Source organism: Kushneria marisflavi (genome assembly GCF_002157205.1).
In the GTDB taxonomy this organism is placed as follows: Bacteria; Pseudomonadota; Gammaproteobacteria; order Pseudomonadales; family Halomonadaceae; genus Kushneria; species Kushneria marisflavi.
The window spans coordinates 3,176,777-3,199,903 of the sequence record NZ_CP021358.1 but is presented as its reverse complement, the minus strand read 5'-3'; the positions used below and the strand labels follow the sequence as shown (position 1 = coordinate 3,199,903).

Annotated in this window: 17 protein-coding genes and 5 tRNA genes; 9 read left to right on the top strand and 13 right to left on the bottom strand. The window is 58.8% G+C overall.

The genetic code is table 11. The features are described from left to right. Window positions 1–2: 2 nt before the first annotated feature. The 7 genes from B9H00_RS14510 to B9H00_RS14480 all read right to left on the bottom strand — a co-directional run bounded on the left by B9H00_RS14510 (window position 3) and on the right by B9H00_RS14480 (window position 2,625). Window positions 3–776 (bottom strand): ABC transporter permease, encoded by a 774-nt coding sequence (locus B9H00_RS14510; protein WP_086901253.1) that lies wholly within the window; start codon window positions 774–776, stop codon window positions 3–5. Then, window positions 776–1,729 carry an ABC transporter ATP-binding protein gene (locus tag B9H00_RS14505; protein ID WP_086901914.1) on the bottom strand — a complete coding sequence of 318 codons (954 nt, stop codon included), beginning with the start codon at window positions 1,727–1,729 and terminating at the stop codon, window positions 776–778. The genes B9H00_RS14510 and B9H00_RS14505 overlap by 1 nt, the downstream gene beginning before the upstream one ends. 310 nt (window positions 1,730–2,039) lie before the next feature. Beyond that, window positions 2,040–2,115 (bottom strand) — tRNA-Glu (locus B9H00_RS14500). 170 nt (window positions 2,116–2,285) lie between these two features. Further along, window positions 2,286–2,360 (bottom strand) — tRNA-Gly (locus B9H00_RS14495). Between the two features lie 13 nt (window positions 2,361–2,373). Beyond that, window positions 2,374–2,449 (bottom strand) — tRNA-Glu (locus tag B9H00_RS14490). 4 nt (window positions 2,450–2,453) lie between these two features. Then, a tRNA-Gly gene (locus B9H00_RS14485) sits at window positions 2,454–2,528 on the bottom strand. A gap of 21 nt (window positions 2,529–2,549) precedes the next feature. Continuing rightward, window positions 2,550–2,625, bottom strand: a tRNA-Glu gene (locus B9H00_RS14480). A gap of 218 nt (window positions 2,626–2,843) precedes the next feature. On the opposite strand from B9H00_RS14480, the gene B9H00_RS14475 reads away from it, so the two are divergent. The 7 genes from B9H00_RS14475 to B9H00_RS14445 all read left to right on the top strand — a co-directional run bounded on the left by B9H00_RS14475 (window position 2,844) and on the right by B9H00_RS14445 (window position 10,588). Further along, window positions 2,844–4,592 (top strand): gamma-glutamyltransferase family protein, encoded by a 1,749-nt coding sequence (locus tag B9H00_RS14475; protein WP_086901252.1) that lies wholly within the window; start codon window positions 2,844–2,846, stop codon window positions 4,590–4,592. A 161-nt stretch (window positions 4,593–4,753) separates the two neighbouring features. Next, the gene (gene msrB / locus B9H00_RS14470) at window positions 4,754–5,152 is read left to right on the top strand and encodes a peptide-methionine (R)-S-oxide reductase MsrB (RefSeq protein WP_086901251.1); all 399 of its coding nucleotides are present in this window, start codon (window positions 4,754–4,756) and stop codon (window positions 5,150–5,152) included. Between the two features lie 135 nt (window positions 5,153–5,287). Further along, the gene (ylqF, locus tag B9H00_RS14465; RefSeq protein ID WP_086901250.1) at window positions 5,288–6,226 is read left to right on the top strand and encodes a ribosome biogenesis GTPase YlqF; all 939 of its coding nucleotides are present in this window, start codon (window positions 5,288–5,290) and stop codon (window positions 6,224–6,226) included. Between the two features lie 168 nt (window positions 6,227–6,394). Then, complete coding sequence (locus tag B9H00_RS14460; protein ID WP_086901249.1) at window positions 6,395–7,615, top strand: pyridoxal phosphate-dependent aminotransferase; 1,221 nt, start codon at window positions 6,395–6,397, stop codon at window positions 7,613–7,615. 134 nt (window positions 7,616–7,749) lie between these two features. Beyond that, a complete protein-coding gene (htpX, locus tag B9H00_RS14455) occupies window positions 7,750–8,652 on the top strand; it encodes a protease HtpX (protein ID WP_086901248.1) in 903 nt (300 codons plus the stop codon). Window positions 8,653–8,864: 212 nt separating this feature from the next. After that, window positions 8,865–9,431: a TetR/AcrR family transcriptional regulator gene (locus B9H00_RS14450; RefSeq protein WP_086901247.1), complete on the top strand. Its 567-nt coding sequence runs from the start codon at window positions 8,865–8,867 to the stop codon at window positions 9,429–9,431. Further along, window positions 9,428–10,588: an MFS transporter gene (locus B9H00_RS14445; protein WP_086901246.1), complete on the top strand. Its 1,161-nt coding sequence runs from the start codon at window positions 9,428–9,430 to the stop codon at window positions 10,586–10,588. Before B9H00_RS14450 ends, B9H00_RS14445 begins: the two co-directional genes overlap by 4 nt. 96 nt (window positions 10,589–10,684) lie before the next feature. On the opposite strand, the gene pdxB is transcribed toward B9H00_RS14445, so the two are convergent. Beyond that, entirely contained in the window at window positions 10,685–11,836 is a 1,152-nt protein-coding gene (gene pdxB / locus B9H00_RS14440; RefSeq protein WP_086901245.1) for a 4-phosphoerythronate dehydrogenase PdxB, read from the bottom strand. Between the two features lie 173 nt (window positions 11,837–12,009). Here pdxB and B9H00_RS14435 point away from each other — a divergent pair, with 173 nt between their 5' ends. Beyond that, complete coding sequence (locus B9H00_RS14435; protein ID WP_086901244.1) at window positions 12,010–12,291, top strand: hypothetical protein; 282 nt, start codon at window positions 12,010–12,012, stop codon at window positions 12,289–12,291. On the opposite strand, the gene rlmKL is transcribed toward B9H00_RS14435, so the two are convergent. Then, window positions 12,288–14,501 (bottom strand): bifunctional 23S rRNA (guanine(2069)-N(7))-methyltransferase RlmK/23S rRNA (guanine(2445)-N(2))-methyltransferase RlmL, encoded by a 2,214-nt coding sequence (gene rlmKL / locus B9H00_RS14430; RefSeq protein ID WP_236944300.1) that lies wholly within the window; start codon window positions 14,499–14,501, stop codon window positions 12,288–12,290. The genes B9H00_RS14435 and rlmKL overlap by 4 nt on opposite strands. Window positions 14,502–14,705: 204 nt before the next feature. Here rlmKL and rmf point away from each other — a divergent pair, with 204 nt between their 5' ends. Further along, a complete protein-coding gene (rmf, locus tag B9H00_RS14425) occupies window positions 14,706–14,915 on the top strand; it encodes a ribosome modulation factor (RefSeq protein ID WP_086901243.1) in 210 nt (69 codons plus the stop codon). 69 nt (window positions 14,916–14,984) lie between these two features. On the opposite strand, the gene B9H00_RS14420 is transcribed toward rmf, so the two are convergent. From B9H00_RS14420 to B9H00_RS14405, 4 genes are all read right to left on the bottom strand, one after another. Beyond that, a complete protein-coding gene (locus tag B9H00_RS14420) occupies window positions 14,985–16,025 on the bottom strand; it encodes a quinone-dependent dihydroorotate dehydrogenase (protein ID WP_086901242.1) in 1,041 nt (346 codons plus the stop codon). A gap of 64 nt (window positions 16,026–16,089) precedes the next feature. Next, on the bottom strand, window positions 16,090–17,223 hold the full coding sequence (locus B9H00_RS14415; RefSeq protein WP_120211718.1) for a hypothetical protein: 1,134 nt from the start codon (window positions 17,221–17,223) through the stop codon (window positions 16,090–16,092). Between the two features lie 115 nt (window positions 17,224–17,338). Further along, complete coding sequence (locus B9H00_RS14410; RefSeq protein WP_086901240.1) at window positions 17,339–18,163, bottom strand: MOSC domain-containing protein; 825 nt, start codon at window positions 18,161–18,163, stop codon at window positions 17,339–17,341. A 115-nt stretch (window positions 18,164–18,278) separates the two neighbouring features. After that, a complete protein-coding gene (locus tag B9H00_RS14405; RefSeq protein ID WP_086901239.1) occupies window positions 18,279–23,123 on the bottom strand; it encodes an NAD-glutamate dehydrogenase in 4,845 nt (1,614 codons plus the stop codon). Window positions 23,124–23,127 lie beyond the last annotated feature (4 nt).

Genomic DNA, 23,127 nt, shown 5'->3' with positions numbered 1-23,127 from the left:
GATCAGCTACGCAGCCCCTTGCCACGGCGCAGCAGCCACATGGCCGCGGAGAAGAAAATCACGATAAACACCGCAATGGCCCCGACAGCTGCGCCAACATTGATATCGGAAACGCCAAGGATACCGTATCGGAAAGTATTGACCATATACAGAATCGGATTGATCAGGGAAACGTTCTGCCAGAACTGCGGCAACGTGTGGATCGAATAGAATACGCCCCCCAGATAGGTCAGCGGTGTCAGCACGAAAATGGGCACGATCGAGATGTCATCGAACTTCTTGCCCAGTAGCGCATTGATGAACCCGCCGATGGAAAAGAGAATCGCGGTCATGATCACAACCAGCGTGGTCAAAATCGGATGCTGGATATGCAGATCAGTAAAAAAGAGCGATACCGCGGTCACGATAATGCCTACTGCCAGTCCGCGTGCCGAGCCACCGATCACAAAGCCGGACAGCACCAGCCAGTTGGGCATGGGCGAGATAATCATCTCTTCAACACTGCGTTGAAACTTGCTGCCAAAAAACGAGGAGGCCACGTTAGAGTAGCTGTTGGTGATGACCGACATCATGATCAGGCCGGGCACGATGTAGTCCATGTAATCCACGCCATCCATCTGGCCGATACGTGAACCGATCAGGTTGCCGAAGATAATGAAATACATCGTCATCGTGATGGAAGGTGGCAGCAGCGTTTGTGGCCAGATACGCATGAAGCGGCGGATTTCGCTGCGTACGATGGTCCAGAGCGCCACCATCATCTGTCGAGTGTTCATCAGCGAATGCCCCCCTGCTGCCCTTTCGTGTCGTTACTGCCTTCCACCATGCGCACAAAAAGCTCCTCGAGCCGGTTGGCCCGATTTCGCATCGACACTACCTCGATGCTTTGCTCGCTCAGGCGGGCAAAGGCGTCGTTGATGCGCTGTCCCTTGTCGACCGACAGCGTGAGCTGGGAATCATCAATTCTTTCCACGTCAAAACCTTCGATCACCGGGCACCTGGTGACCGGCGAGGCCAGATCCAGCACGAAGGTTTCGCGGCTAAGCTGACCCAGAAGCTCACGCATGCTCGTGTTATGCACAATTTCGCCGTGATTGATGATGGCAATATTGCGGCACAGGCTTTCTGCCTCTTCCAGATAGTGCGTGGTCAGGATGATGGTGGTGCCTTCCTGCTCGTTGATGCGCTTCATGTACTCCCACATGCTGCGACGAAGCTCGATGTCCACGCCCGCGGTGGGCTCATCAAGAATCAGCAGACGCGGGCGATGGATCAGGGCACGCGCGATCATCAGGCGCCGCTTCATGCCGCCGGAGAGCATACGCGCAGCGTCGTTGCGCTTGTCCCAGAGCCCAAGGTCTTCCAGCAACTGGCGTGCACGATCCTCGGCCTGACGACGCGGAATGCCGTAATAGCCGGCCTGGGTCAGCACAATGTCTTCAACCTTTTCAAACTGGTTGAAGTTGAACTCCTGCGGCACAACGCCGAGATGATAGCGAGCACGGGCAAAATCACGGTCAACATCGATGCCGTAAATCGACACCTCACCTGCCGTTTTGCGCACCAGTGAACTGACCACGCCAAGCGTGGTGGATTTACCGGCACCGTTGGGGCCCAGCAGCGCAAAGAAATCGCCCTGGGGCACTTCCAGGTCGATGCCCTTGAGGGCGTGAAAACTGTTGTCGTAAACCTTGGTCAGGCCTCTTATGGAGAGGGCAGCATGCACAATCAGAACTCCATGACGATCAGAAATATCGCCGCAAGCACGTGCACCGACGGGGAGCCACGTCATCCTGCAAGGCAGGTTAAAAAAGGCGGCGACAGGGGGACGCCCGTACAGGAAGGGCGTTAAATGAAAGCATCGATTATCAAAACGCCATCCAGCGGCGCTTGAGGAGATGCCTAATATCAGGCAGCAATGATAGTTGAACAGACGACATACGGCACTGTTCAGCCACAAAAAAGCCAGCCGCCGGCGTCAGTCTGAAAAGACGGATCCGACGTGACACAACACAATAAAGCGAAAAAGCCAAAGGAAATGGCGTCCCATAGGGGGTTCGAACCCCTGTTACCGCCGTGAAAGGGCGGTGTCCTGGACCACTAGACGAATGGGACGTATTCATATGAGCAGAAACACCGATCGAACCTGCCTGTCAGGCAACGATTCGGAGAATCTATTCTGGATATCGAGGATGAAGCAGCAAGAGAACTTGATTGGGCTGGCGTTTCATTGAACCGGCATAGCGGATCACGACCCATGCTTTCTGACTTGCGCTAACAAAAATTGGAGCGGGAAAGGAGATTCGAACTCCCGACCCTCGCCTTGGCAAGGCGATGCTCTACCACTGAGCTATTCCCGCATCAAACAAGAAGTGGCGTCCCATAGGGGGTTCGAACCCCTGTTACCGCCGTGAAAGGGCGGTGTCCTGGACCACTAGACGAATGGGACGTATTGGAGCGGGAAAGGAGATTCGAACTCCCGACCCTCGCCTTGGCAAGGCGATGCTCTACCACTGAGCTATTCCCGCACCGGTCATCAATGAAGCGAGTGGCGTCCCATAGGGGGTTCGAACCCCTGTTACCGCCGTGAAAGGGCGGTGTCCTGGACCACTAGACGAATGGGACGTATCCGGTTCGCCTCACCGAGTGGCGCGCATATTACCCACACGCCGTTTATGTGTCAAGCATGCAAATCCACATCCATCTCATTTTTTTGATTCTATCCATCATCTCGCATGAGAGTGCCCTGAAACACGCGCTTGTGAACGGCCCTGCTCTACCGAACTGATATCTGGCGCATTTTTTGCATCCGGTAATGCCCATTCCTGGATGACGAGTGCCTGATGTCTCTTACACTTACCAAAGTTTCAAGCGCTGCGTCAGCGTCTATCAATGCCGATCGATCTACACCGGGCTCAGCCGGTACGCCCTCCCCCGAGGTCACGACGTCACGCCCGCAGTGTCAGGCCACACCGGCCACCACCGATCATCGATTCGATGCCGCCTTCAACACTCAGCGAAGCTATGGCGGCGGCAGCTGTGTTGCGCCACATCATCTTGCCGCCAATGCCGGGCGCGATGTTCTCAAACAGGGCGGCAACGCCATCGAAGCCATGGTAGCGGCGGCGGCCACCATTGCAGTGAGCTATCCGCACATGAACGCACTGGGCGGCGACGGCTTCTGGCTGATCCACGAACCGGGCAAGCAACCTGTTGCCATTGATGCCTGCGGCTGTGCGGCACAACTGGCCACGCCCGGTTTTTATGCCGGTGAAGCATCTATCCCGGAGCGCGGACCAGAAGCGGCCCTGACCATGGCAGGGACCGTCAGCGGCTGGCAAAAGGCGCTCGATATTGGTGCAACCTGGAGCACGCCACTGCCATTGGGCACCCTTCTGGAGGATGCCATCCGTCACGCCGAGCAGGGCATCGCAGTGTCCAGAAGTCAGGCGGCCCTGACCCGCAAGCACCTGGAGCGGCTGTCACAGGCGCCGGGATTTAACGACACCTTCCTGATTCATGGCGAAGCCCCCCTTGAGGGTCAACGACTGCGTCAGCCGCGGCTGGGCGCCACGCTGCGTCGTCTTGCTCAGGCAGGGCTGGATGATTTCTACCGCGGCGACCTGGCAAGAAGCATGGCAAGGGACCTTGAATCATTGGGGAGCCCGCTGCGCCTTCAGGACTTTCACGGCTATCAGGCACAGGTCGTGACACCGCTGGAAGTCACGCTCAAGGAAGCCACGCTTTATAATCTGCCCGCCCCGACTCAGGGCATGGCATCCCTGATGATTCTGGCGCTCTATGATCGCCTCGGAGTGGAAACCGGCGAAGGTTTTGCGCATTTGCACGGTCTGATCGAGGCCACCAAGCGTGCCTTTTTATTGCGGGATCGATACATCACCGATCCCGAGCGCATGACGATAGCGCTTCAAACATTGCTTGAAAGTGACCGCCTGGATCACGAAGCCTCAATGATTGACCCACAAAGGGCCATGGCCTGGCCGCATACGCCCGAGCCGGGCGATACCATCTGGATGGGTACGGTCGACAGTGAAGGACGGTCGGTCAGCTTTATTCAAAGCCTTTACTGGGAGTTCGGCAGCGGCGTGGTTCTGCCCGAAAGCGGTGTTTTATGGCAAAACCGGGGCATTGGCTTCTCGCTGGACCCGGCAAGCCCCAGGAACCTCGCCCCGGGTCGCAAGCCCTTTCACACTCTTAACCCGGCACTGGCTCGCTTCACGGATGGACGCACCATGGTCTACGGCACCATGGGCGGTGAAGGTCAGCCGCAGACCCAGGCGGCCATTTTCTCCCGCTATGCGATGCACGGCATGCCACTTCAACAGGCGATTGCGGCACCGCGCTGGCTATTGGGACGCACCTGGGGGGATCACAGTACCAACCTGAAACTGGAGTCACGCATTTATACACCGCTGGTGAACGCGCTCGAACAGGCCGGTCACGACGTGGAGGTACTGAAAGAGGCCTTTACCGACACCATGGGCCACGCTGGCGCCATCGTGCATCACCCAGACGGGCTGATCGAAAGCGCACATGATCCGCGAAGCGATGGCGGCGCCGCGAGTCTATAAATCGCTGTCCTCCCCCGCTCCAAAGCGAAACAAGGAAGCCTGCGTCACGACAGGGCCGCACACAGACGTGTACCGTTCTATCCTGTTAGGATGCGGGCCTGTCCGGGCAGCCGTCTGGCTGACATGACTGACGGGCATGAACAGGGACTGAGGAGGACTTCATGGACAAGGTAGAAAAAAGCGATCGCGAATGGCGCGAACAGCTCACCGACGAGCAGTATCGGGTCACGCGTCAGGCCGGCACCGAGCGCCCCTATACCGGCGACTATCAGGTCGAGTCCTTGCAAGGCATTTATCACTGCATCTGCTGCAACGCACCCTTGTTTGAAAATGAGCACAAATTCGAGTCGCACTGCGGGTGGCCGAGCTTCGATCGCCCACTGGCCGACGCAGCGCTTGAAGAGCACACTGATGAAAGCCACGGCATGCGTCGCATCGAAGTGACCTGCCGGCGCTGCGATGCTCACCTGGGTCACGTCTTCCCGGATGGCCCGCGTGACACCACAGGGCTTCGCTACTGCATCAATTCAGTGGCCATGACCTTCCATCAGGGTGAATAGCCTTCCCACTGCGTAGTGGCTTCGGCATCGACGTCTAACAGGGTACACTTCGCGGCCATGATTGCGGTACGCGTGTTGTACCCGTCACGGGCCGTGCAGTCTGCCCGCCGAATCAAATCGCAACAGGAGAGAGATATGCTGGGCTGGTTCCCGGGGCATATGAACAAGGCCAAGCGCCAGATCAGCGAAGCCCTGCCCGAAATTGATGTGGTCATCGAAGTGCTGGACGCACGTCTGCCCTACTCCAGCGCCAATCCCATGCTGGCAGGTCTGATTCGCCACAAGCCGTCATTAAAGCTGCTCTCGCGCGCTGACCTGGCCGACCCCGCCATTACCAAACAGTGGATCGAGCACTTTGATGCCCAGCCTGACGTACGCGCCATGGCCGTGGTCACCACCGAGACGCGTCAGCTCAAGCCGCTTTACAAGCTCTGCCATGAACTGGCCGGTCATATTCGTGAAGACCGGGACGTCCGCGTGATGGTGATGGGCATTCCCAACGTGGGCAAATCCACACTGATCAATACGCTGGCCGGCAAGAAAATCGCCAAGACAGGCAACGAGCCGGCCGTGACCAAGCGACAGCAGAAAATCCGCATTGGCCAACGCATTGCCCTCACCGACACACCCGGCGTGCTCTGGCCGCGTATCGAGGATCAAAACAGTGCCTATCGGCTGGCTGCCAGCGGCGCCATTCGCGATACCGCACTGGAATACGTCGACGTGGCCTCGGTAGCCGCCCTTTCCCTGGCCGAACGCTATCCCGAAGCGCTCAGAGCCCGCTACAAGCTGGATACCCTCGGCGATACCGGCGAGTCCATCGTTCGCGAGATTGCCACCCGTCGCGGCGGCCTGCGCGCCGGCGGTGAGGTCGATATGCATCGGGGCGCCGAGGTATTGCTGATGGATCTGCGCGGCGGCAAGCTTGGCCCCATATCGCTGGAGACACCGGCCGACATTCCCGATGAAGCAGGTCTTGAAGCCATGCGTGCCGAACGCGAACGTTTCAATCGCGGTGAAACCTTTCTCGATGATGATGCCTCGCCTGACGAGAGCACACCGTCCGGGCAGTGATCCCAACGCAGCAAGACAGCGATGGCATCACGGGCAGACAGCGCGGTATGCTGAAATGGCTGATATCGTCATGATGTCAGCCATTTTCATGGTTATGGCAGCTCCGCCGGGCGCCGTGCGCCCGGCCGATGACTGCTTTCTTTCATTTCAGCGGACCCATTGAGCAGCATGACCACGCCGATCAGAAAATCCCACAAGCTCGACCACGTCTCCTATGACATTCGCGGTCCGGTACTTGAGCACGCCAAACGGCTCGAGGATGAGGGGCATCGCATCCTGAAGCTCAATATCGGCAATCCGGCGCCCTTTGGCTTCGAGGCACCCGAAGAAATCCTGCAGGATGTCATGCGCAATCTGCCCACGGCGCAGGGCTACAGCGATTCAAAGGGACTTTATTCGGCCCGCAAGGCCATCATGCAGGAGTGCCAGCGCAACCGTGTGGAAGGCGTGGGCATTGAGGACATCTATGTCGGTAACGGCGTTTCCGAGCTGATCGTGATGGCCATGCAGGCACTGCTTGATGACAGCGATGAAGTGCTGGTGCCCGCTCCGGACTATCCGCTCTGGACGGCGGCCGTCAACCTTGCCAGCGGCCAGGCCGTGCACTATCTCTGCGACGAGGAGCAGGGCTGGCAGCCGGACATCGAGGATATCCGTCGGAAGGTGACTGCCCGCACGAAGGCGATCGTGCTGATCAATCCCAATAACCCGACCGGGGCCGTCTACTCAAGACAGGTCATCGAGAATGTGCTGCAGATCGCCCGCGAGCATGGTCTGATCGTGTTCTCTGACGAGATCTACGACAAGATTCTCTATGACGGGGCCGTGCATGTCCCGACGGCGTCGCTGGCCGACGATCTGTTAATCATCACCATGAACGGTCTGTCCAAGAGCTATCGCTGCGCCGGGTTTCGCTCCGGCTGGATGATCGTCTCCGGTGAAAAGCGCCATGCCCGGGACTATATCCAGGGCCTGGAGATGCTTGCCTCGATGCGACTGTGTGCCAATGTGCCGGCACAGCACGCCATTCAGACGGCACTGGGTGGCTATCAGTCGATCAACGATCTGATCCTGCCCGGCGGGCGCCTGCTGGCCCAGCGCGATGCGGCCTGGGAAAAGCTCAACGAGATTCCAGGCGTCAGCTGCGTGAAGCCGCGCGGCGCGCTCTACATGTTCCCGCGTCTTGACCCGGACATGTATGACGTCAGGGACGACCAGCAACTGGTACTGGATCTGCTGCTCGAAGAGAAGATGCTGCTGGTACAGGGTACCGCGTTCAACTGGCCGACCCCCGACCATTTACGCATCGTGACCCTGCCCTGGGCCGAGCAGCTTGAAGATGCCATCGAACGACTGGGGCGGTTTTTGGCCCGCCGCCGTCAGGTGTGATCACCTAAACGATCCTTAAGGTGTGATTGAAACTCCCGGCGCCAGCACTTATCTAAAGTCTGTCGCCGGAGACCCTTGCAGTCCCGACAGACGCACTACCGACTGACGCATTATCCCAATGGAGACCACCGGTCATGATGAGGATCGTCCTCTTTCTTGCCACCAACCTGGCAGTAGTGCTGGTGGCAAGCATTACGCTGCGCCTTCTCGGCGTGGACAATTACCTTGCTGGCAGCGGACTCAATCTGACGTCGCTGCTGATTTTCTGCTTTGTCTTTGGCATGGCCGGTTCACTGGTCTCTCTGCTGCTGTCCAAGAAAATGGCCAAGATGAGCACCCGGGCCCAGATCATCGATCGTCCGAGCAACGCCAACGAACAGTGGCTGTATGACACCGTAGCCGAACTTTCCCGTGATGCCGGCATCAAGATGCCCGAGGTAGGAATCTTCCCGGCACAACAGGCCAATGCCTTTGCAACCGGCTGGAACAAGAATGACGCCCTCGTCTGCGTCTCGGCCGGCCTGCTCAATCAGATGCGTCCTGAAGAGGTACGCGCTGTTCTGGGTCATGAGATCGGGCATGTGGCCAACGGTGACATGGTCACCCTGTCGTTGATTCAGGGGGTCTTGAATACCTTCGTGATGTTCTTTGCCAGGATCGTGGCTCAGGTACTCGACAGCTTCCTGCGTCGTGACGATGAGGGTGGTGGCCTTGGGTTCATGGGCTACTTCGCCGTAGTCATGGTACTGGAAATCGTGTTTGGTCTGATTGCTTCCATCATCGTTGCCTGGTTTTCGCGCTACCGCGAATATCGCGCCGACGAGGCCGGGGCAAGGCTTGCCGGCAGCGGCGCCATGATCAACGCACTGGCGCGTCTCAAGGCCCAGCAGAACATGCCCGACCAGATGCCGGATTCGCTGACCGCCTTTGCCATCACCACCGGTCAGACCCGCAAGCTCATGGAAAGGCTTTTTGCCAGTCACCCGCCGCTGGATGATCGTATTGCTGCCCTGAAAAAGGCTGCCTATCAGCAGTAATGCCATGACCCTCATGTCGTGAAAGACACAAATGGGCCCGCCATCCGGCGGGCCTTTTTTATGCTTGTTTCCTGCTCTCCGGGCGTCCGCCACCGATCAACATCCGCTGTTGTTGAACCGCTCCATCTCTTTGGTCGATACCCTCAAGGCGGCCTTTGACATGAGTTGAGCCGTGCATCTATATAGACCGGTCTATATAGGAGTTGCCGCTGATGCCTGCTTCCAAACGTGACCACTTGTTGAGCACCGCCGAACAGCTTTTTCATGAGCAGGGATTTCACGCCACCGGAATTGATCGCATTGTGTCGGCGGCCGGGGTGGTTCGCATGACGCTTTACAATCACTTCAGCTCCAAGGAAGCTCTGATCCTTGCGGTGCTGGAGGCGCGCCACAAGCGCTTTCTCGATAGTCTCGATACCGCTGTGGCGGAGGCCTGCGCCGGCCATGCCACCAAAGCGCTGGCCGAGGCGCACCACCGCTGGCTTGAGGCCTTCAGTCAGCATGGCTGCATCATGCTCAAGGCGATGGGAGAATTTGCCGAGCACAGCGCGGCCATTCATGCGTTAGCCACTCGATGCAAACAAGACCTCCTGCAGCGTCTCGAAGCGGCCGTCTCCCGGGACGGAGTAGCGCAAGATTCTGCTCTTGCCCGACAGCTGTTTACGATACTGGAAGGCAGTAACAACACGGTGGCCGTGCTGGGCGTGGAAACGGCTCTAGGCGATACGCGGGACATGATCGACATGGTGATCAATGCCACCATGAGGGCGACATCATGAGGCCTTTGACCTCGGTGGGCATGGCTATTCTCGGCAGCGGCGTCATCGCCATCACGTACGGTCTGGCACGCTTCGTCTTCGGGCTTTTTCTGCCGGCCATGCGTGATGAAATGACCATTCGGCCCGCCATGGCCGGCATCATTGGCGCACTGCCGTTTTTGAGTTTCGTCATCGCCATCATTGCCGCGCCGGCCATTACCCGTTTTCTGGGGGTACGCCAGACGGCAGTAGTAGCGATCGTTCTATCAATGACCGGGTTGATCATGATTGCGCTGGCGCCCTCATCACCGATACTGGCCGGCGGCGTCCTGATCTGCGGTCTCAGCACGGGCCTCTCTTCACCGGTCATGGCCGAGGCGGTCTATCGAATCGTCCCGGCCAGTCTGCGAGGACGAGTCAATGCCATTACCAATGCGGGCACCAGCGTAGGGATCGCCTTTGCCATGCCGGCCGTTTTGATCTGGGCAGAAGCCTGGCGCAGCGCCTATATCGGTTTCGCCGTGCTGGCAGCCCTGGGGGCCATGGGCGCACTATATTATCTACCCCGCGAACAGCGAGACGTTGAGCAACCGCAGCGGCGGGAAGCGCTCTCATCGGTGGCGCCCTGGCAGTGGTTCAGCATGGCGCGCCTGAGCGGACTGGCAGCCCTGACGGGTGTTGCCAGTGCCGCCTACTGGGTATTTGCCCCCGACGCCGTCATGACTGGCGGTGGCATGGCGTCCAGTCAGGCGGCCTGGATGTGGCTGGCCGTTGGCGTTGGCGGCCTGGCCGGTGGTAGCGCCGGCGATCTCATCGCCCGCTTTGGGGCGGTTGCAACGCATGCCGGCGGCCTTGTGGTGATTGCCGCCGCGCTGGCCCTGCTGGCGCTGGACCCGAGCAATTTTTTACAGGCGCTGCTCTCGGCAGCCCTGTTTGGCGCCGGCTACATGACCCTGACCGGCTTTTATCTCATCAGGGGCACCGAAATCATGCTGGATACTCCATCGCTTGGTCCCGTTCCGCCACTGCTGGCCACCTCGATCGGGCAGATCATGGGATCACCGCTGGCCGGCTGGCTGGTCGGATCTCAGGGCTACAACGCGACTTTCACGATATTTGCCGCCCTGAGTCTTGGCGTCAGTGCGCTAGGGGTCTGGTTGTTGCATCGATACATATAGGCAGGATGGCCCGGACGTCCTTCGAGACGACTCCGGGCAAGCGACACGACCGGACAGCGGTCATGCCTGGGGTCACGCCATCAAGTGAGATGAATGCTATTTGCGCGGTGATCGAATGGCAAAACCGGCATTTTCCAGCACTTCCCGCACGGCGCCGGCGCTGTGCTTGAGCTCAACACGCAGCGTTGAAAACTCGCGTCGTACCGGATATTCGCGGCGCATCAGATCAAACCCTTTTGCCATGCCATACTGGCGTCGATAGCGCTCAAACAGCAGGGTATCGCGGCGCACGTCATAGCAGGTGCGCGTGCACAGCAGCAGTGCTTCCTGCGGCGGTGCCCGACGGGAAATGGCAATCCGGCGCAGCCAGTTCTCGGGCTTGAGCTGACCCAGCCGCTTGCGCACTGGCAGACCAAAATGGCGGCTCATGGCCTGATACAACATCTCGGTGCCGCGCAGCTTGCCATCCAGACTGTAACCGGCAATATGGGGCGTGGCGATGGCGGCAAGACGGTAAAGGGCTTCATCGATGTCAGGTTCGTTTTCCCATACATCCAGCACCACACGCAGATCCGGGTCGCGCTCCAGCCGTGCCTTCAGAGCCTGACCGTCCACACAGTCTCCCCGTCCGGCACTGATCAGAATCTGATCGGTACGTAGCGCTTCGATGTGCCGCTCGGCAAGAAGATGATGTGTGGGATGATCGCCCTCGCGGATCAGCGGCGTATGCACGGAGATGACATCGGCCTTCTCGATCAGGTCATCAAGACCTGTAAAGCCTTCACTGCCCTCCTGCTCGGCCCGCGGCGGATCACAGACCAGACAGCGAATGCCCAGCGCACGGAGCCGCTCGACCAGCCGACCCCCGACGTTGCCTGCTCCCACGACGCCAACCACCCGATCAGTCAATGCCACGCCATCCTGCTCGCCGAACAACAGCAGCGTCGAGATCACATAGTCGCCCACCGAATCGGCATTGCATCCCGGCGCACTGACAAAACCGATGCCCTGCTGTGACAGCCATTGTTCATCGACGTGATCACGCCCGATGGTCGCCGTCCCCACGAACTTCACGCGTGATCCTTCAAGCAGCTCGGCATTGATGCGTGTTACCGACCGCACCAGCAGAATGTCGGCATCGCGCACCTGCTCGCGACTCATTTCTCGCCCGGGCAGCCGTACCAGTTCGCCGTGATCGGCGAAAAAGGCCTCGGCCAGCGGGATATTCTCATCTGCCACAATACGCATGATTCAATCGATACCTGCACTACCGTGAATGGATGGCACCCCGAGCGTCAATGACCGACGGTGTGCTCTGCTTTGTCGAAACGCCCGCGACCGTTACAATCAGCGACCTGTCGGCGCTAACGGCAGTACTGCCCTCATGTTCTTCGCCTTCAATACTACACAGGAGCGCTGCCTTGATCATCCGCTGGGAAAGCGAACATGACTATGTACTCGTGCACGTCCATCAGGACATGTTCGGTGACTGGATCTTTGTCCGCGCCTGGGGACAGATCGGCACGGCCTACGGAGGCATTCAGCACGCGCTGGCTGAAGACTATACCCAGGCCATGACCTGGGTCAGCGACGTGGACCATATCCAGCGCCTGCGAGGCTTTTCCAAGGTACTGGAAACAAGCGATGACGCCCCGGAAGCCCGGGACGCCGTACGCCAGCTCTCGCTACTGGATGCCCGCTAGGCGCTGCGATGGCGAATCTGATAAACGTGATGAATGTCCGGCCGGCGTTCGAAGTCCGGATCCAGCATCTGTTTTGACAGCGACGTCACATCGAAACGCTCGCCCATGGCGTCATCCATTTTGAAACGACGCAGGTTGTTGGAAAACAGCAGCGTGCCTTCAGACGCCAGATGCACCATGGCACGCTCGATCATGTGAGCGTGGTCACGCTGAATATCCAGCACGTTGTCCATCTTCTTGGAGTTGGAGAACGTCGGCGGGTCCATGAAGATGAGATCAAACTGCGGCCCAGATCTTTCAAGCCAGGCCATGCAGTCCTCACGCAGCAGTTTGTGACGTGACATGTTGAGCCGGTTGAGCCGGAAGTTGTCCTCGGCCCAGCCAAGATAGGTGTTGGACATGTCGATGCTCAGGCTCTCGGCAGCCCCACCCAATATGGCCTGCACGCTGGCCGTGGCGGTATAGCAAAACAGGTTGAGCACTCGCTTGCCGGCCGAGTTGTCATGCAGCCAGCGACGCACCGGCCGGTGATCCAGAAACAACCCGGTATCCAGGTAGTCACGCAAATTGACCCAGAGCCTGGCGTCTCCCTCGCTGACCTGAAAGCGCTGACCGGAGCTGTCACGACGCTCGTACTGAGCGCGCCCCGCCTGCCGTTCGCGGCGCTTCAGGAAAATGTAGTCTGCCGGAATCTCCAGCACCTCCGGCAGCACGCCGATCGCCTCGAGCAAACGACGCTCGGCCTGATTGGCATCGACCGAGCGTGGTGCGGCATATTCCTGCACATGAACCCATCCACCGTAGATATCGATGGCCAATGCGTATTCAGGCATATCCGCGTCATAAAGCCGGTAGCATTCAACCCCGGAGCGCTTGAGCCATTTTGACAGACGCTTCCGATTTTTCCTGAGGCGGTTGGCAAACATCTGCGCGCCGGCCGAATGGGTCACGGCGCCGGCATCTTCATCGCTTTTGATGGCGGCCTGCGCAGGCTCCCCCCCTTCCGGACGCACTCGCTCATGCACGTCAATGAGCAAAAGCTTTGTATCCAGGCTGCCGTTCTTGAAGGCGTACTGGCGGTGGGCCTTCATGCCAAGCCGATGACCGAGCTTCGGATCACCGGTCAGAAGCGCGACCGACCAGCCGGCAAAGTGCTCGCGCAGCAGCGCCCCCAGCCCCTGATACAGACTGATCAACGCCGGCAGCTCACCCAGGCGCTCACCATAGGGCGGATTGGTGATCACAAGGCCGGGCGTCATCACAGGAGGAGTCGAGAGCGCATCACCGTGTTCAATCTGAATCAGTGACTCGACTCCGGCACGACCGGCGTTGGCACGGGCCGACTCTACCGCGCGCAGGTTATGGTCGCGACCGCACAGGGTCAGCCGGCATTCACGTCGACCGACCCGGGCACGGTTCGCAGCCTCACCGTGAATATTCTGCCACAGCGCCTCGTCGTGACCGGCCCAACCGTGAAAGCCAAAGCGCGCCCGTGTCAGGTTGGGGGCAACATCGCAGGCCATGAGAGCCGCCTCGATCAAAAGCGTTCCCGACCCACACATCGGATCGAAAAGACTCTCGCCTCGAACGGCGCGTGCAGGCCAGTCAGCACGGACCAGCAGCGCTGCTGCCAGGTTTTCCTTGAGCGGGGCGCTGGCGCCATCAAGGCGATAGCCGCGCAGGTGCAGGCTGTCACCGGAAAGATCGATTCCAAGCACCAGCCTGCCACGATGCAGATGCGCGTAAAGGCGCAGATCTGCCGCTTTCGGGTCGATATCCGGGCGCACCCGGCCATGATCCTGAAAACGGTCTACCACGCCATCCTTGATGCACTGCGCACCGAAGCGGGTATGCCGGATCTGGGCACTTTCGCCGTGGAAATCGACCCGCAGGCTGGCATCAGGAGCAATGAGGGTCTCCCATTCGATGCTGTTGGAGGCTGCCACCAACCCCGGCCCATCCTCGATATCCTCGAAACGTCCGGCCACCAGAATGACGCGATTGGCCAGACGCGACCACAGACAAAGACGATAGAGCACCTCACGTGTCGCACTGCCGTGAACGCTCGAGACGCTGGTACGCGCGATGGTAGCACCGAGCCCTGTCAGTTCCTCGGCCAGCAGGGCTTCCATGCTGCGCGGACAGGTGGCGAGAAAGGCAAGCTCCTCATGAGCCGTCTCCGATGATTGTTCAGTGCTGGAAGGCATCATGCGGTGTCATATTCCTGAAAAGATTAATAAGTGATTTACTTAGATGAAAATGATTTTCGACAGCGTCTTGTTGCTGCTGTAAAGGTATAGGGGTAGCTACGAAAGATCGCACGATCGCTGTCAACCTACGACCCCTGCGATAGTGGCGTCATCGCACACTATCTCGGATCGAAACACTTTTTTTGTGTGAAGCGAGGTTATCCAATGAAAAGACAGAAACGTGATCCCTTCCAGAAAGCCTATGTCAGTGGTTATAAGGCCGGTGTGACCGGGCGCTCCAGAGACGACTGCCCCAGTCAGGGCATTGAAATGCGGGAGTCCTGGATGAGCGGCTGGCGTGAAGGCCGTGAAGCGCAATGGTCCGGCATGACAGGGGTCTCGGGTCTGCACGTTAATCCGATGGCGACCACCTGATCGCCTTCGGAACCATTGAACCCATCGCATGACATGATATCCGGGGACGTGACGCACGTGCCCGGTCTTTTATAACGCCGCCCTTTTTTCTTTCGAAGCACTGTCTCTTAACGCTCGGGCGCACTGTTCGACCAGCGTCGGCCCTTCATAGATCAATCCGCTATAGAGCTGAACCAGATCGGCACCGGCCTGCTGCTTTTCCAGTGCCGCTTCGCCGCTATCAATGCCGCCAACGCCAATGATGGTGATCTCGGGCAGCTTCTCGCGCAAACGCCTGACAATCGTCGTTGACGACTGCCTCACCGGCCGGCCCGATAGTCCACCGGCTTCCTCGGCATGAGGACTGCCTGCGATCCCGTCACGACTAACGGTCGTATTGGTACCGATCATTGCCTCCACTTCGCAGGCCTTCAGGCATTCGGCCACCAGGTCCGTTTCCGGCTCACTCATGTCCGGTGCAATCTTGACTGCCAGCGGCACACGGCGGCCATGACGCTGATTAAGCGCCTGGTTTTCCTGTTGCAGTGCCGATAGCAGTGCATTGAGCTGCTCGCCAAACTGCAGGCTACGAAGTCCGGGTGTGTTGGGTGAAGATATATTAACAGTGACATAGTGCGCATGAGCATGCACCGCGCGCAGACAGGCCATGTAGTCATCCACGGCCTTCTCGACCGGCGTGGTGAGATTCTTGCCAATGTTGATACCAAGCACCCCGTCGTAACGACTTTTGGCCACATTGGCGATCAGCTGATCCACGCCCTGATTGTTGAACCCCATGCGGTTGATGATCGCCCCGCTTTCGGGGAGACGAAAAAGGCGCGGTTTCGGATTTCCGTTCTGCGCTCTGGGCGTCACGGTGCCGACTTCCACAAAACCAAACCCCAGCGCCCCCAACGCATCAAGATGCTCGGCGTTCTTGTCCAGCCCGGCGGCCAGACCGACCCGATTGGCAAAGCGAAGGCCCATCAGCGTGACAGGGTCCTCGACAAATGAAGACACCAGTGCCCGCTGCAGATGAAAGCGATGCGCCAGATCCAGTGATGACAATGTCAGGCCATGGGCCGTTTCAGGGTCGAGACGAAACAGCAGCGCACGAGCGGCCTTGTACATGAGGGCAGGTCCTTGGAAGCAGATGGATCAGGCCCGGGGCATGCCCCGGGCCATGCAGGAAGGGTCAATCGCCCGGCTGCTCGATACGCAGTGTGAAGTTGTTGGCGCCACCACGAACGCCGCCAAACTTCTGGCCACGCACGCGCACGCTGTAAATTCCGGGCTCAAGCGATTCGCGCAGATGGAAGTCGCCCTGGAAGCCGCTGCCGCTATCGCTGGCCACGACATTGCCGTTGCTGTCCAGGAGCTCGCCGGAGATGCGATAGTTACCGCTGGAGTCCATCGTGAAGCTGTCAACGGTCACGGTGCCGGCAGTGACGACTTCAAACTTCAGCACTTCTCCGTTGGTCCTTATAGGCACGTCACGCAGAATTCGCTCACGAACGGGTGAGACATTCTCATCGGCTGTGGCCGATTGCCCGCTTTTTCGCGCGGTGTTGATGCTGCCCTGGTCAGCCGCCAGACCTTCGCCTTCCTCAACCGTACCGGACTGAGCGGCACGCTCAAGTGCCCTGCCGGAAGGACCGGGCTTGATCGCCGGGCCATCGGGCGCGGCCGTCTTGCTGGCACTACGCTGGGACGTACCAACGCCGGCCAGTGTGGCATCGCCCTGAACCGCTCCCTCGCGCCCCAGCCGTGCCGGTGCATCAGGATTATTGGCAGCGGCGACGTCGGGATTCCCCAGTCGCTCGATGCGATTGGCATCGGCCAGTCCCGCCCCGCGAACGCTGGCATCAGCCTGCTGCACGGAAACGGTGACAGACTGCGTCTGATCGCGCGCCGGGCTGCGGCTTTGGCCGGTAATCACCACATGATAGGTGCCTGGCTCAAGTTGATGGCGAATCATCAAGCCGTTGGTCTGATTGTTACCGCTGGCCGTAGCAAGCGTCTGGCCGGCGTCATCACGCAACTCGGCATTGACCTCATAAAGTCCGGACGTGCCGTGAAAGGCCCGAGCTTCGATGATGTATTCACCGCCCTGGGTGACGTCAAAATCATGGGATACCGGTTTTGAGCCCAGATACATGGATCGGCTCATGCCATCCGTATCACGCTGAATGGCATCGGAAAGATCGACCTGGCTTGCCGCCTGCTCGGCACGCTCAAGGGCCGGGCTCTTGTTGGCCAGTGCCTGACCCGAGAGAGTTCCAAGCCCGACGCCCATGCCCAGTGCCAGATACAAGATTGTATTTTTCATGATGTCTCTCGTTGGAATAATCCGTTGATGCCGATATGCACAGCAGATGAAATCCTGGTCGGTCGGCAAAGCGGCCACAGCATAACAAAGCCTGCGTATTTGGCGATGCTTTTGACTAGCGCATTCGTAGTGCCATTTTGGTATATAGCGATTGACCGTCCCCCTGCATGACGACGGCATTTTCGCCAAAAAAGGCCCTGCCGGCTGACACGTGATCCATGGCCATCAGGGTTTTCAGGGGCTCGCCGGGCACGGCGATGTCGCCACTGCACTGGTTGATGGTAGTAATACGACAGCGCTCACAGGGCTTGCACAGCCACAGTGACAGATTCTCCCCTTCCAGTCTGGTCATGCCATGCTCGGCAAAGGGAGGTGCGCCCTCAATGACGATATTGGGCCGAAAACGTGACATGGGCAGCGCCGGTAGCCCCTGCGTGGCCAGACGTTCGTTGAGTGCGGCCAGCGAGGACAGTGAAGCCACCAGTAGTGGGTAGCCATCGGCAAATCCGGTATGCGCCACATGATCTCCCAGACGCTCGGGACTGACACGACGCTGGTTGTCGCGGGGCACCCGCTTGAGCCTGACGGGACGCTCAAGAAAGGCGCTCAGCCAATGGGCGGCTTCATCGCCCTCATCAAGGCCCCGACACTCGTTACCAAAAATTCGTACCCGGGAGGGAGAGGCCTGCGGCGGTGCAAGCGGAATGTAAAGATGGCGCCGATCAGGCGATTGAAGAATCAGGTGATACTCATCGATGGCAGGTACCAGCGTCGCCATGCGGGCACAGCCTCTCTGGGTGATGAAATCGCCCTTTTCATCGGTGATGACCCAGCGTCGGTCATGACGCAGTCCCTCTGCCGTCAATACCGACTGATGCACGTCGATGCCGCCCAGCGACTTGACCGGATAAATATGCAATGAATGGAGGCTGGCAGACATGGTACGTCATCCCGTGTTCGAAGCAGACGATGAGCAATGTAACATAAAAAAACGCCACCCCTGCGGGTGGCGTTCGCTCTTGTTGGCTTGTGATATTGCACGATAGCCGTGTCGATCAGTGACCGGACGGCGGCCGCTCGGAGAGCTCTCCCAGAGCCCTCACGGCGACCGTAAAGAGCGCATAGCCCAGCTCGTCGGTGGAATGGACTTCCTCAAGCAGTGCACACCAGCGTTCGACCGGTGCCTTGTGCTGATTCATCCACTCTTCGACACAGCGATCGACGTCCTCACACTCTTCGCCGCGCAATACGCTGGCCGTCAGCATCAGCTGCTGTCGATCAAGGTCGTCGCGCAGGGCTTCACGTGCGATCGTCTGCCAGCTGTCGTTCACCTCAAGGCGATTGACCTGCTCCAGCATCCAGGGCAGTGAGAGCTGCTCGCCGATGAGATAGTAGGTGTCAGCCACTCGCTCCAGAGAGACGCCGGTCAATGCCGCCGTATCAATGATGCCAAGTCCGGCATAAAGGCTTTCGGTGGCGGCCACCCGCTCGGCCAGCGCCTCGGGGGCACCGGCTTCGATGTAGCGATCCCGCAGTGACATGCACTGTCGCTGCGCCTCGCCCCGAAGTCTTTCTCCGATGTTATCGCGCAGACGCTCAAGATCCGGGGCGTACTGCTCGACCACGGTGTCGGCGTCACTTTGCATGTGATAGCGCAGGAAGTAGCGCGTCGCACGACGCAGCAGACGCACCAGCGAGAGCATCATGTCGTACTGAATGGCGGTCTCGACCTGCGAGTCCAGTGCCTCGATCTCCCCCCACAGCGATGCCAGTCCGAAGCTGTCACGCGCCATGACATAGGCCCTGACCACCTCACCGGCACTGGTCCCGGTGATGTCCATCAGCCGTCGCACAAACGGAATGCCCATGTGATCGACCACATCGCCGGCAACCTTGGTCACCACAATCTGGTGACGCAGCCGATGATTGGCAATCTCCTTGCCGTAGCGCTCAACCAGCGTCGCCGGGAAGGCGCGCTCAGCGTGATTGACGATTCCGGGTTCATTGGGAACCTCGGATTCCGCCAGCATGCCCTTGAGGTCGATCTTGGCATGAGAAATCAGCGAGGAAAGCTCGGGATGCGTCAGACCTTCACCGCGTTCGGCGCGCGAAGCAAGCGTGGCGTCATCCGGCAACGCCTCAAGCTCACGATCAAGCTGTCCGGTCTCTTCCAGATCGCAGATGAAGCGCCGATAAGGGCCCAGATTTTCCGAGGACAACAGTCGTGACAGAGAAAGTGCCTGGGTCTGGCGATAATTATCATCCACAACCAGATCCGCCACCTCATCCGTCATCTCGGCCAGAAGGTCGTTGCGCTGCTTGCCGGTCATATCACCGCGCGCGACTACTTCATCCAGCAGGATCTTGATATTGACCTCATGATCCGAGCAGTTGACGCCTCCGGCGTTATCGATGAAGTCAGTATTGAGACGTACCCCATGCTGTGCAGCTTCACGACGACCCAGCTGCGTCACGCCCAGGTTGCCGCCTTCACCGATCACGCGACATCCCAGCTCACAGCCGTTGACACGCAGTGTGTCGTTGGCCTTGTCACCCACGTCAGCATGGCTCTCTTCGCTCGACTTGATGTAGGTGCCGATACCGCCGTTCCAGAGCAGATCCACCTTTGACTTCAATAATGCGTTGATCAGCTCGGCAGGTGCCATACGCGAGGCAGTCAGGCCAAAACGCGTTTTCATGGCTTCGGTAATCTCGATCGACTTGGCATCGCGGGAAAAGATGCCACCGCCCTCACTGATCAGGGACTTGTCGTAATCTTCCCAGCTTGAGGTCGCCTGCTCGAACAGACGCTTGCGCTCATTGAAAGAGGATGCGCAGTCAGGATCGGGGTCTATGAAGATATGACGATGGTTGAAGGCCGCAACCAGCTGAATCTTCTCAGACAGCAGCATGCCGTTACCGAACACGTCGCCAGCCATGTCGCCGACTCCGATGACGGTAAAGGGATCTTCCTGAGTATTAAGGCCGAGCTCGCGGAAGTGGCGCTTGACGGCTTCCCAGGCACCACGGGCCGTGATCGCCATGGCCTTGTGGTCGTAGCCGTTCTTGCCACCGGAGGCGAAGGCATCGCCCATCCAGAAGTTGTACTCCCGGGCCAGCGCGTTGGCGATATCGGAGAAGGTGGCCGTGCCCTTGTCGGCAGCCACGACCAGATAGGGATCATCTCCGTCATGACGCACCACATGCTCTGGCGGCACGACCTGCTTGTCGATCAGGTTGTCGGTAATGTCGAGCATACCGCGCACCAGGGTCTGATAGCAGGCGATCCCTTCCTTCTGAATCTCGTCACGACTGCCACCGAGCGGTGCCTGCTTGCAGATAAAGCCACCCTTGGCACCGCTGGGGACAATCACCGAGTTCTTGACCTGCTGAGCCTTGACCAGCCCGAGGATTTCGGTACGAAAATCCTCGAAACGATCCGACCAGCGCATGCCACCGCGGGCGATATTGCTGGTACGAAGGTGCACCCCTTCCATGCGAGGCGAATAGACAAATATTTCATACAGCGGACGCGGGCGCGGCACGTCGTTGATCTCACGCGGCGCGAGCTTGAAGGAAATATAGGGCTTGGGTTCGCCATTCTCCCCGGGCTGAAAATAGTTGGTGCGCAGCGTGGCCCCGATCAGATCCATATACAGGCGGATAAGCCGGTCATCATTGAGGCTGGTCACCTCTTCAAGATAGGCCTCGATACGCTCGCGGATTTTTTTGGATGCCTCTTCGTCACGCTCGACCTCAGGATCAAATCGTGACTTGAACAGGGCCACCAGCTCGCGGGTAATGTCGGCATGCTGGGTCAGTGCCGTGGAGATGTAATCCTGGGAAAGCCCGAAGCGAATCTGCTTGAGATAGCGCGCATAGGCTCGAAGCATCGCCACCTCACGCCAATCAATCCTGGCTGAAATGATCAGTCGATTGAAGCTGTCACTCTCACCAGCGCCTGACCAGATGCGCGTAAAGGCATCCATGAAGTTATGACGCATGCCATGCAGATCGACATGCTCACGACTTGAGGTTTCAAGATTGAAGTCGTGAATCCAGACCTGGCTGTCAGAGCGCTCGATCTCATAGGGGCGCTCACTGATCACGCGAAGGCCCATGTGCTCCAGCATGGGCAGCACATCGGACAGCGGCACCGGCTGGTCGCGATGAAAGAGCTTGAGATTGACATCATTTTCATGCTCAAGCTGGCGGTAAAGGCTCAGGCCGATTGAACTCTCGTTATCGAGCTCTTCCATGTGACCAATGTCATAAACCGCGGTACGTGACGTAAAATCCTCCCGATAGCTGCTCGGGAAGGCATCACGATAGCGCTCCATCAGGCGATTGGCCGGTTCCTCACCGTAGCCTTCAACCAGCGCCTCATGCAGATCATCACGCCAACCGCGGGCGATGGCGATCACCTTCTTCTCCAGTGCACGATCGTCATGCTCTACGGGCGTGTCATGATTGAAGCGCAGGATCAGCTGAATACGCGCCAGTACCGACTCGGAAAGATAGGTGTTGAAGTCGCCAAAGCTGGCATCGAGTTCTTCACAGAGCATGTTCTGGATGCGCATGCGCAGGTCGGTCGAAAAGACGTCACGCGGCACATACACCAGACAGGAATAAAAACGCCCGGAGCGATCTTCACGAATAAAGAGCCGTACGCGACGACGTTCGCGGATGCTCAGAATCCCCATGGCGGTGCGGCAAAGATCCTCGGTTCCCATCTGGAACAGTTCATCGCGAGGATAAACTTCCAGAATCTGCTGGAGCTGTTTGCCGTTGTGACCGGTCGGATCGATACCAGAGGCACTGAGCACAGTGTCGATCTTGCGCCGCAGTACCGGAATGTTGACCGGGCGTTCGTTGTAGACCGATAGCGTATAAAGACCCAGGAAGTGACGTTCACCAATAACATCACCCTGTTCATTGTGACGCTCGACAATGATGTAATCGGGATAGCTCGGGCGATGAATACGTGAAGGCCAGGCGCTCTTGGCAAAGGAGATCAGCTCGGGGATCAGGACATACTCGCCCTGCTCTTCGCCACTGCCATTAAAGCGCAGCGGCTCCTCGCTGTAGCGCGGGCTGTTCAAGGTCAGTACCCCGAGCTCGCTGCCACTTGAGCGAACCAGCTGCGAATGACCGTCCCGGGTCTGGAACTCATACTCTTCAAAACCCAGAAAGGTAAAGTGATCGTCCAGCAGCCAGGCCAGGAAATCGCGGGCCTCGTCAACGTCGCGCTCATCCACGACGCGCGGCGGATGCGTATCCATCTCTTCAAGTGCCGCACGTGCCTGGGCGCGCATGGCATCAAAGTCGGAGACCGCGGAGCGCACATCGGTCAGCACATCAAGGATGTTGTCCCTGAGCTCATCGAGCATGGCCGGGTCGGAGTGACGGTCCACTTCAATGTAGATGATGGATTCACGCGTCGAAGGCGCATCGGCAGCACGGGGCGGAGTAAAGCGCACCAGACGCTGCTGCTCATCACGCTCGCTGGCGATGACCGTGTTCAAAATGGAGTGAACGGTGAAGCCACAGCGATTGAGCTCGATACGCACCGAGTCAACCAGAAAGGACATATCTGGGCTGATGACTTCGACGACCGTGTGCGTCGACTGCCAGCCATGCTCTTCATACTCGGGGTTGAAGACACGAACCCTGGGCCGATTGTCCGGCTCACGCTGCTGCAGGAAAAACCAGGTCGAGAGTGTGGCCCCGTAGAGGTCTTCGAAATGACGCTCCTGCAGGTCCTCGTGGCTGGCACCGGCGTAATAATGGCGAGCGAAGGCGCTGATATCGCGGGCCTGCTCGGGCGTCAGACGCTCTTCGAGCAGCGCTTCAAGCGCTTTGAAAAAATCTTCCTTGTTGTCCGGCACTGTACTCTGCATCGAT